The following is a 9,806-nucleotide window of genomic DNA, read 5'->3' as shown; positions in this document are numbered from 1 at the left end:
TTACGCGATGATCGTCGCGACGACACCGGCGCCGACGGTACGGCCGCCTTCGCGGATGGCGAAGCGCAGGCCTTCTTCCATGGCGATCGGGGCGATCAGTTGCACGGTGATCGAGACGTTGTCACCGGGCAGGACCATTTCCTTGTCCTTGGGCAGTTCGATCGAGCCGGTCACGTCCGTCGTACGGAAGTAGAACTGCGGACGATAGCCCTGGAAGAACGGGGTGTGGCGCCCGCCTTCTTCCTTGGACAGGATGTACACCTCGGCCGTGAAGTTCGTGTGCGGCTTGATCGAACCGGGCTTGCACAGCACCTGGCCGCGCTCGACGTCTTCGCGCTTGGTGCCGCGCAGCAGGATGCCGACGTTGTCGCCCGCCTGGCCCTGGTCCAGCAGCTTGCGGAACATTTCCACGCCGGTGCAGGTGGTCTTGACCGTGGGCTTGATGCCGACGATTTCGATTTCCTCGCCGACCTTGACCACGCCGCGCTCGATACGCCCGGTCACCACGGTGCCGCGGCCCGAGATCGAGAACACGTCTTCGACGGGCATCAGGAACGTGCCGTCCACGGCGCGCTCGGGCGTCGGGATGTACGTGTCCAGGGCTTCGGCCAGTTGCATGATCGCTTGCTTGCCCAGCGGGCCTTCGTCGCCTTCGAGCGCCAGACGGGCCGAACCCTTGACGATCGGGGTGTCGTCGCCCGGAAAGTCGTACTTGGACAGCAGCTCGCGAACTTCCATCTCGACCAGCTCGAGCAGCTCTTCGTCGTCGACCAGGTCAGCCTTGTTCAGAAACACGATGATGTACGGAACACCCACCTGGCGCGAGAGCAGGATGTGCTCGCGCGTCTGCGGCATCGGGCCGTCAGCGGCCGACACCACCAGGATCGCGCCGTCCATCTGCGCGGCGCCCGTGATCATGTTCTTGACGTAGTCAGCGTGGCCCGGGCAGTCGACGTGGGCGTAGTGACGGTTCTGCGTTTCGTACTCGACGTGCGCGGTGTTGATCGTGATGCCGCGCGCCTTTTCTTCGGGCGCCGCGTCGATCTGGTCGTAGCCCTTGGCTTCGCCGCCGAATGCCTTCGACAGAACCGTCGTGATCGCTGCCGTCAACGTGGTCTTGCCGTGATCGACGTGACCGATCGTGCCGACGTTCACGTGCGGCTTGGTACGTTCAAACTTACCTTTTGCCATGGCTGACTCCTGACCTGGTGCCTGCTGAGAGAAATACGGAAAAAGAAGGTGGTGCCCATGACGCGGATCGAACGCGTGACCTCTCCCTTACCAAGGGAGTGCTCTACCACTGAGCCACATGGGCATTTTGAATTCTTGAGATAACTGTGGAGCGGGTGAAGGGAATCGAACCCTCGTCGTAAGCTTGGAAGGCTTCTGCTCTACCATTGAGCTACACCCGCGGGGCTGGCCTACCTTTACCCATCATGCACCGTTGCCGGCGCAGCCATTCAGTCATCAAAAACCGGTAGCCGACTACGCTACCGGATGCACTGCAAATTCTTTGGTGGAGGAGGTTGGATTCGAACCAACGTAGGCGCAAGGCCAACAGATTTACAGTCTGCCCCCTTTAACCACTCGGGCACCCCTCCGAAGAAGAACTAGCAATTATGAAGGTGTTTTTCCGTTATGTCAATCTCTGCTTGGGCTGGCTTGTCAGCAATCGTGGCTGGCGGGCTTGCCCTTTGTTTTGAGTCGCCGGTCAGGCCGGAAACACACCTTGCATCTTTGCCGCGCTTGTAGCCGCTGCCTCGGTGCAGGGTGGGCCGAGACTATAGCGCAAAAAAACAACTTGCGGATATGTCCCGGGAATTAAAGGGCCTGGCTCGCCCGGAAAAAAACGACCCCGATGGGGTGCCTTTCCGCGCCTGACGGCTTCCTTCACCCTGCAGTTCGCCGGCGCGCAGTTCCATCCGAAACCGCTGCCACGGGCGCCGCGCTCTTTGCAAAAGCAGGCGCGGCCGATTTCGGCTACAGTCTGCGCCTTTGCAAAGCGGCAAACGAGTAGTGTAGCTCAAAAATGCCAAGTGTGTCGATGTAACTGCCGCCGCGTTTTCAAATCCTGCTCCAATTTCTCCGTTTTCACGCGCAGGCTCTTGATTCATTTGGCAATTCCTGCTTCTGCCTGTCGAGCGCGCCGCTAAGTCTTTGTTACTGCTGGAAAAAACCGGTTTGGTCGCTTGACCGGGCTGCGGCCTTCCTCTAGAGTGGAAAAAAGTAGGATTTCGTGCAAAAAAGTGGGGCCAAGGCCGTGTTCCAAGGCAGCAACGCGTTGACGCTGGATGCGAAGGGTCGGATGTCCATTCCGACCCGGCATCGTGACGCGCTGTTGCAGCAGGACAACGGTCAGCTCACGATCACGCGCCATCCCGACGGCTGCCTGCTCGTGTATCCCCGCGCTGTATGGGTGGAGCGCAGGGAGCAGATCATGCGCTTTCCCATGTCGGCCCGGCCGCTGCAGCGCCTGCTGCTCGGCTATGCGCAGGATGTCGAGATGGATGCCGCGGGAAGGGTGCTGGTGGCGCCGGAGCTGCGCACCGCCGCGGGGCTGGACCGCGAGGTCACGCTGATGGGCATGGGTTCGCACTTCGAGCTCTGGGATGCCGCAGCGCTGGCGCGCAGCGAAGAAGCCGCGTTGGCGGGAGGGATGGCCGACGTGTTGAACAACTTTTCTTTCTGAGCGTCGTGACGAGCGAGTTCGTTCATCGGCCGGTCATGCTGGAACCGGCGGTCGCGGCGTTGACTGCGCCAGACTTCGAGGCGCGGCGCGCGGCGCGGGCAACGCCTGCCCGGTCGCTGCGCGGTGTGTGGGTCGACGGCACCTTCGGGCGCGGTGGTCACAGCCGGGCGCTGCTCGGCCGCCTGGCCGCGGATGCGCGCCTGGTGGTGTTCGACCGCGACCCCCGTGCCATCGGCGAGGCCGAGGCGCTGGCGCGCGAGGATGCGCGCGTGACGGTCGTCCATGCGCCCTTCGCGGCCATGGAGCGCGAGCTGCAGGACAGGGGGTTCGGCGAAGTCGCCGGGATTCTTCTGGATGTCGGAGTCTCCTCCCCGCAGATCGACGATGCCGAGCGGGGGTTCTCCTTCATGCGCGATGGTCCGCTCGACATGCGGATGGATACGACGCGCGGCCAGACGGCCGCGCAATGGCTGGCGCAAGCCAGCGTGGAAGAAATGCGGGAGGTCATACAGCGCCATGGAGAAGAACGGTTTGCTCTACAGATTGCAAAAGCGATTGCAGCTCGCCGCGAGAACACGGTCATTGCCACAACCCGTGAGCTTGCCGAACTCGTGGCGGGCGCTGTCCGCACGCGGGAAAAAGGGCAGCATCCGGCCACCCGTACCTTTCAGGCTGTACGGATTCACATCAATCGTGAGCTTGCGCAGCTCGCGGGTGCGCTCGCGTCCGCTCTGAATCTGCTTGCGCCAGGGGGGCGTCTCGCCGTGATCAGCTTTCATTCGCTGGAAGACCGCCTGGTCAAGCGCTTCCTCGCGGCGGCCGCGCGGCCGGGCGAGGACACGGCCCGCCTTCCGCTGCGCGAAAGCGAACGCCCGCAGCCCTACGTCAAGCTGCTCGGCAAGGTGCTGCCGGACGCCGGGGAGGTCGCGCAGAACCCGCGTGCGCGCTCGGCGGTGCTGCGCGTGGCCGAGCGTACGGCGGTGCCGCTGCCGCCGCAGGGCGGGCTGGCCTTCGTGGGCAGCGACGCCGCGGTGTTCGGGCAAGGGGTGGACCGCTGATGGTACGCCTGGCCTTCGTCCTCTGCCTGGTGCTGGTCGGGTGCGCGCTGTCTCTCGTGACCAGCCGCTATGAGCTGCGCTGGGCCACGATCGAGCTCGAGCGCGCGCGCTCGGCCGAGCGCGACCTGGACGTGGCCTGGCGCCGGCTGCAGTTGGATCTCACCGATTATGCGCAGCATGCGCGCATCGACAGCGCGGCGCGCCAGGCGCTGCAGATGAAGCCCGTGTCCCCGGACAGCATTCTTTACGTACGGCCAGACGGAACCATCGCTCAGCCCGTCAAAGGGGGGCACGAATGATACGCCCGGGCAAGAACGGCAAGCGGCAGGAAGCCTACGTCTCGCGGGCGGCGCGCAACGACGCGCGGGCCGTGCTGGCGCTCAAGCTGCCGATGCGCCGTGCGCGCTTCGTGCAATTCATGCTGCTCGCTGGGTTCGCCGTGCTGGCTGCGCGCGCGCTCTATCTGCAGGGCCTGTCGAACGAGTTCCTGCAGCGCCAGGGCGAAGCGCGCTACGAGCGTACGCTGACCCTGCCGGCCTCGCGCGGCAAGGTGCTCGATCGCAACGGCGTGGTGCTCGCCGCCAGCATCCCGGCGCGCGCGATCTGGGCCATTCCCGAAGACGTCAGCGCCACGCCCGAGCAACTGCGCCAGCTCGGCAGCCTGCTGGACATCCCCGAGCGCGAGCTGCGCGCGCGCCTGATCGACTCCGACCGCAGTTTCGTCTACCTCAAGCGCCAACTGCCGGTGGACGTGGCCGAACAGGTGCGCGCGCTGGGCATCGCCGGCGTCCACCAGGAGCGCGAGACCATGCGCATCTACCCTCAGGGCGAGGTGATGGCGCACGTGGTGGGTTTCACCAACATCGACGGCCACGGCCAGGAAGGCGTCGAACTCGCATTCGACGAGTCGCTGGCCGGCACGCCGGGCAGCCGGCGGGTCATCAAGGACCGGCTCGGCCGGGTCGTCGAGGATGTGCAGATGATCCGCCCGCCGGTCGATGGCGCCGACCTGCGGCTGTCGATCGATTCGCGCCTGCAGTATCTCGCCTTCAACCATCTGCGCGAGACGATCGATACCTACAAGGCGAAGGCCGGTTCGGCGGTCGTGCTCGACGCGCGCACCGGCGAGGTGCTGGCGCTGGCGAACCTGCCGACCTACGACCCCGCTCGACGCGTCGGACTGACCGGCGACTCGCTGCGCAACCGCGTGTTCACCGATCAATTCGAGCCCGGCTCGACCATGAAGCCCTTTTCCGTGGCGCTGGCGCTCGATCAGAAGCGGATCGCGCCCACGACGACGTTCAAGACCTACGGCGGGCGGATGACCTTCGCGGGCCATACGATCACCGACGTCAGCCGTTCCACCGAGCTGGACATCACCGGCATCCTGCAGAAGTCCAGCAACGTGGGCATGACCCAGATCTCCGAGCGCCTGGCCGCGCGCGACATGTGGAACACGTTCTCGGCCCTGGGCTTCGGCCAGGCGCCGGCACTGGGCTTTCCTGGCGTGGCCGCCGGCCGCCTGCGGCCCTGGGAGCGCTGGCGCCCGATCGAGAAGGCCACCATGTCGTACGGCTATGGCCTGTCGCTCTCGCTGGCGCAACTGGCGCGGGCGTATACCGCCTTCGCGCGCGATGGCGACGTCGCTTCGATCTCGCTCATCAAGCGCGACAGCGCACCCACCACCACGCCTGTCTATACACCGCAGACTGCGCGCAACGTGCGCGGCATGCTGGAGGTGGCCGCCGGCTTCGCCCGCGCCCAGGTGCCGGGCTACCGGGTGGCCGGCAAGAGCGGCACGGCGCGCAAGATCATCGACGGCGCGTACAGCCGCACCCGCTATACGGCCTCGTTCGTCGGCTTCGCGCCGGTGTCCAACCCGCGCATCGTGGTGGCGGTGCGCATCGACGAACCCGGCGGCGACGTCTATTACGGCGGCCGCGTGGCCGCGCCCGCGTTCTCGTCCATCATGGGCGGCTCGCTGCGCCTGCTCGGCGTCGAGCCCGACGCCCAGTTCCAGACGCTGCGCGTGGCCGAATCCCAGGCGGCGCAGGCGGGGGCGGCCCAATGAGGCGCGTTCTGGACTGGCTGCGCGCCCGCGTGGATGCGGGCGCCGAACTGCATCTGGATTCACGCCGCGTTCGACGCGGCGACGTGTTTCTTGCCTGCCCGGGCGCGGCGCGCGACGGGCGCGACTTCGCGCTGCAGGCGGCTACCGCGGGCGCCGCGGCGGTGCTCTTCGAGGCCGATGACGCGCCGCCCGGTCTGCAGGCGCGGATCGAGGCCGGCGGCGCACAGGCGCTGGCCGTCGCCGGCCTGCGCGGGCAGCTCGGCACGCTCGCCGATGCCTGGTACGGCGAGCCATCGCGCGCGCTGACGGTGATCGCCGTCACGGGCACCAACGGCAAGACTTCCACCACGCGCTGGATCGCCCAGGCGCTCAACGCGCACGGCACGCCCTGCGGCGTGGTGGGCACGCTCGGCGCCGTGCTGCCGGACGGCGAATCGCTCGAGGTGGGGCTGACCACGCCGGACGTGGTCAGCCTGCACGGCCTGCTTGCGCGCATGCGGCGGGCCGGCGCGCAGGCCGTGGCGATGGAGGCCTCTTCGATCGGGCTCGCGCAGGATCGCATGGACGCTGTGCGCGTGCGCGTCGCCGGCTTCACCAACCTGACCCGCGACCACCTCGATGCGCACGGCGACATGGCCACCTACGAGGCCGCCAAGGCGCGGCTCTTCGCGTGGCCGGGCCTGGACACCGCCGTGATCAACCTGGCCGACCCGGCCGGCGCGCGCATGGCCTCGTCCACTGTCGCCAAGCGAGTGATCGGGTGGCGTGTGGGCGGCGCAGCCCCGACGGACGCGGCTGCGCCGGCTGCCGCGCTGTGGGCCGACGGGCTGGCCGCGACCAGCGACGGCAATCTCTTCACGCTGTGCGGCGAGGACGGCGCCCGCGCGCTGATCCACACCGCGCTGCTCGGTACCTACAATGTGGAGAACCTGCTGCTGGTCGCCGGCGTGCTGCGGGCCCTCGGCTGGCCGCTGGCGCGTATCGCCCAGGCCCTGGGTGCGTTCGAACCCGTGCCGGGCCGGCTGCAGACCGTGACGATGCCGGGCAGCGCCGGGCCGCTCGTGCTGGTCGACTATGCGCATACGCCGGACGCGCTGGCCAACGTGCTGCGCGCCGTGCGCCCGCTCGCCGATGCGCGCGGTGGCCGGCTGGTGTGCCTGTTCGGCTGCGGCGGCGACCGCGATCCGGGCAAGCGCGGCCCGATGGCGGTGGCGGCGCGCGAGGCGGCCGACGCCATCGTCGTCACCAGCGACAACCCGCGCAGCGAAGCGCCGTTGGCCATCATCGACGACGTCCTCGCCGGTCTGCGTGCCAGCCGGGATGCCGTTCCGCCCGGCGTCACGGTGCAGCTCGAGCGCGCCCGCGCCATCCTCGACGCCATCTGGCGCTCGATGCCCGCGGATGTCGTCGTGCTTGCCGGCAAGGGCCACGAGACGACGCAGGAAGTCGCGGGCGTGAAATCACCGTTCTCGGATGCCGAGTGGGCGCGCCTGGCGCTGGCCTTGCCGGCGGCGAGCGGTGTGACCACCGACACGCGCAGCATCGGTCCGGGCGAGATCTTCGTTGCGCTCAAGGGCGAGCGCTTCGACGGCCATGCCTTTCTCGAGCAGGCCGCGGCGGCGGGGGCGGGCGCGGCGGTGGTCGAGGCGCCGCAGGCCGCGGGGCTGCCCACCATCGCGCTGGGCGACACGCGCCAGGCGCTGGCGCGCATGGCCGCCGCCTGGCGCGCCCGCTACACGCTGCCGCTGATCGGGGTGACGGGCAGCAACGGCAAGACCACCACCAAGGAAATGATCGCCGCCATCCTGGCGGCCTGGCTGGGCAGTGAGCACGTGCTGGCCACGCGCGGCAATCTGAACAACGACATCGGCGTGCCGCTGACGCTGCTGCGCCTGGGGCCAGCGCACCGGGCGGCGGTGGTCGAACTGGGCATGAACCATCCGGGCGAGATCGCCGGGCTGGCCGCGATGGCCGCGCCGACCGTGGCGCTGGTCAACAATGCGCAGCGCGAGCACCAGGAGTTCATGCAGAGCGTGGAGGCGGTCGCGCACGAGAACGGCGCGGTGCTGGCCGCGCTGCCTGCCGACGGCGTTGCGGTCTACCCCGGCGACGAGCCGTATGCCCCGATCTGGGATGCCCTGTCCGGCGCACGTGCGCGCATGCGCTTTGGCCTGAGCGGCGAGGTCGAGGTCGGCGCCGCCGACATCTGGGTGGGCGACGAGGGCTCGCGTTTTCTGCTGTGCACGCCGATGGGACAGGCGCAGCTCGCCCTGCAGGTCGCGGGCCGGCACAACCTGCGCAACGCGCTCGCCGCGGCGGCCTGCGCGCTGGCCGCGGGCTGCCCGCTCGCCGCGGTGGTGCGCGGCCTGGTGGGATTCCTCCCGGTGAAAGGCCGGTTGCAAGGCCAGCGCCTGCCCGGCGGCCTGTGGCTGATCGACGATACCTACAATGCCAACCCCGACTCCGTGCGCGCCGCGATCGACGTGCTTGCGGGGGCTGCGGGGCCGCGCGCGCTGGTGCTCGGCGACATGGGCGAGGTGGGCGACCAGGGCCCGGCCATGCACCGCGAGGTGGGCGAATACGCGCGGGCCCGCGGGGTCGACACGTTGATCGGCATGGGCGCCGCCGCGTTCGACGCGGTGGCTGCGTTCGGAGCGGGCTCGTTTCATGTCGGCTCCCCCGAGGAAGCCGTCGCCATTCTGCAGGCCGCCCCGCCGGCGGTCGTACTGGTCAAAGGTTCCCGCTTCATGCGGATGGAGAGAGTTGTCGTGGCATTGCAAGCATCCCCCTTGAACGGTGTCGAGCGGGGGGCCGACCATGCTGCTTGAGCTGACGCAGTGGCTCGCCCAGAAGTGGAGTTTTTTCTCCGTCTTCAACTACATCACGATGCGCGCGCTGCTCGCCTGCGCGACCGCGCTCGTGATCGGCCTGGCCGCGGGGCCCTGGGTCATCCGGCGCCTGACCGCGCTGAAGATCGCCCAGGCGGTGCGCAGCTACGGGCCGCAGACCCATCTCACCAAGAACGGCACGCCCACCATGGGCGGCGCGCTCATCCTGATCTCCATCGGCGTCGCCACGCTGCTCTGGGCCGACTGGTCGAACCGCTTCGTCTGGGTGGTGTTGCTGGTCACCTTCGGTTTCGGCTGGATCGGCTGGGTCGACGACTACCGCAAGGTGGTGCGCCGCGATCCCGAGGGCATGCGTTCGCGCGAGAAGTTCTTCTGGCAGGCGCTGATCGGCCTGGTCGCCGCCGGTTATCTCGCCTTCGCGGTGGGCGCGCCGGACAACGCCGAACTCTGGCCGCTCTTCAAGTCGTGGGTCGGCAGCGGCTTCACCATGCAGCTCCCCGAGCGCGCCGACCTGATCGTGCCCTTCTTCAAGAGCGTGAGCTATCCGCTGGGCGTGTTCGGCTTCATGATCCTGACCTGGCTCGTGATCGTGGGCACGAGCAACGCCGTGAACCTGACGGACGGCCTGGACGGCCTGGCCATCATGCCCACGGTGATGGTCGGCAGCGCGCTCGGCATCTTCGCCTACGTCGTCGGCCGCGCCGACTACTCCAAGTACCTGCTGTTCCCGTACATTCCGGGCGCCTCCGAGCTGATGGTGCTGTGCGCCGCGCTCGCCGGCGCGGGGCTGGCCTTCCTGTGGTTCAACGCCTACCCGGCCCAGGTCTTCATGGGCGACGTCGGCGCGCTGGCCCTGGGCGGCGCGCTGGGCACCATGGCCGTCATCGTGCGCCAGGAGATCGTGCTGTTCATCATGGGCGGCGTGTTCGTGGTCGAGACGCTGTCGGTCATGATCCAGGTCGCCTATTACAAATACACGAAGAAGCGCTACGGTGAAGGCCGGCGCATCCTGCGCATGGCGCCCCTGCATCACCATTTCGAGGTCGGCGGCTGGAAGGAGACCCAGGTCGTCGTGCGTTTCTGGATCATCACCATGATGCTGGTGATGATCGGCCTGTCCACCCTGAAGCTGCGCTGAG

General features: G+C 68.0%; 7 protein-coding genes and 3 tRNA genes. 6 read left to right on the top strand and 4 right to left on the bottom strand.

Translation table 11 applies throughout. The features are described 5' to 3' along the window. The 4 genes from tuf to FOZ76_RS26400 form a co-directional block, all read right to left on the bottom strand. Window positions 1–1,191: an elongation factor Tu gene (gene tuf / locus FOZ76_RS26415; protein ID WP_143949884.1), complete on the bottom strand. Its 1,191-nt coding sequence runs from the start codon at window positions 1,189–1,191 to the stop codon at window positions 1–3. 49 nt (window positions 1,192–1,240) lie between these two features. Next, a tRNA-Thr gene (locus FOZ76_RS26410) sits at window positions 1,241–1,315 on the bottom strand. 23 nt (window positions 1,316–1,338) lie between these two features. Next, window positions 1,339–1,412 (bottom strand) — tRNA-Gly (locus FOZ76_RS26405). Between the two features lie 102 nt (window positions 1,413–1,514). Beyond that, a tRNA-Tyr gene (locus FOZ76_RS26400) sits at window positions 1,515–1,601 on the bottom strand. Window positions 1,602–2,260: 659 nt separating this feature from the next. Between FOZ76_RS26400 and mraZ the strand changes: the two genes are divergently transcribed. The 6 genes from mraZ (at window position 2,261) to mraY (ending at window position 9,805) form a co-directional block, all read left to right on the top strand. Continuing rightward, window positions 2,261–2,689, top strand: coding sequence for a division/cell wall cluster transcriptional repressor MraZ (gene mraZ, locus FOZ76_RS26395; protein WP_143951295.1), 429 nt, complete (start codon window positions 2,261–2,263; stop codon window positions 2,687–2,689). Window positions 2,690–2,694: 5 nt separating this feature from the next. Next, entirely contained in the window at window positions 2,695–3,747 is a 1,053-nt protein-coding gene (gene rsmH / locus FOZ76_RS26390; RefSeq protein ID WP_281283042.1) for a 16S rRNA (cytosine(1402)-N(4))-methyltransferase RsmH, read from the top strand. After that, window positions 3,747–4,046, top strand: a complete 300-nt coding sequence (gene ftsL / locus FOZ76_RS26385) for a cell division protein FtsL (RefSeq protein ID WP_143951254.1) — start codon at window positions 3,747–3,749, stop codon at window positions 4,044–4,046. Before rsmH ends, ftsL begins: the two co-directional genes overlap by 1 nt. Window positions 4,047–4,138: 92 nt before the next feature. After that, window positions 4,139–5,818: a peptidoglycan D,D-transpeptidase FtsI family protein gene (locus tag FOZ76_RS26380; protein ID WP_246129788.1), complete on the top strand. Its 1,680-nt coding sequence runs from the start codon at window positions 4,139–4,141 to the stop codon at window positions 5,816–5,818. Further along, complete coding sequence (gene murF / locus FOZ76_RS26375) at window positions 5,815–8,646, top strand: bifunctional UDP-N-acetylmuramoyl-L-alanyl-D-glutamate--2,6-diaminopimelate ligase MurE/UDP-N-acetylmuramoyl-tripeptide--D-alanyl-D-alanine ligase MurF (RefSeq protein ID WP_143951252.1); 2,832 nt, start codon at window positions 5,815–5,817, stop codon at window positions 8,644–8,646. The genes FOZ76_RS26380 and murF overlap by 4 nt, the downstream gene beginning before the upstream one ends. Continuing rightward, window positions 8,636–9,805, top strand: coding sequence for a phospho-N-acetylmuramoyl-pentapeptide-transferase (gene mraY / locus FOZ76_RS26370; protein ID WP_143951251.1), 1,170 nt, complete (start codon window positions 8,636–8,638; stop codon window positions 9,803–9,805). The genes murF and mraY overlap by 11 nt, the downstream gene beginning before the upstream one ends. Window position 9,806: the final 1 nt, after the last annotated feature.

Origin of the sequence: Verticiella sediminum (assembly GCF_007558815.1) — a bacterium.
GTDB lineage: Bacteria > Pseudomonadota > Gammaproteobacteria > Burkholderiales > Burkholderiaceae_B > Verticiella > Verticiella sediminum.
This window is presented reverse-complemented; position numbering and strand designations above follow the sequence as displayed.

Bases quoted from the DNA above. Each gene is read 5' to 3' on its own strand.
- tuf (WP_143949884.1), bottom strand. From the start codon at position 1,191: ATGGCAAAAGGTAAGTTTGAACGTACCAAGCCGCACGTGAACGTCGGC.
- ftsL (WP_143951254.1), top strand. From the start codon at position 3,747: ATGGTACGCCTGGCCTTCGTCCTCTGCCTGGTGCTGGTCGGGTGCGCG.
- FOZ76_RS26380 (WP_246129788.1), top strand. From the start codon at position 4,139: ATGCGCCGTGCGCGCTTCGTGCAATTCATGCTGCTCGCTGGGTTCGCC.
- murF (WP_143951252.1), top strand. From the start codon at position 5,815: ATGAGGCGCGTTCTGGACTGGCTGCGCGCCCGCGTGGATGCGGGCGCC.
- mraY (WP_143951251.1), top strand. From the start codon at position 8,636: ATGCTGCTTGAGCTGACGCAGTGGCTCGCCCAGAAGTGGAGTTTTTTC.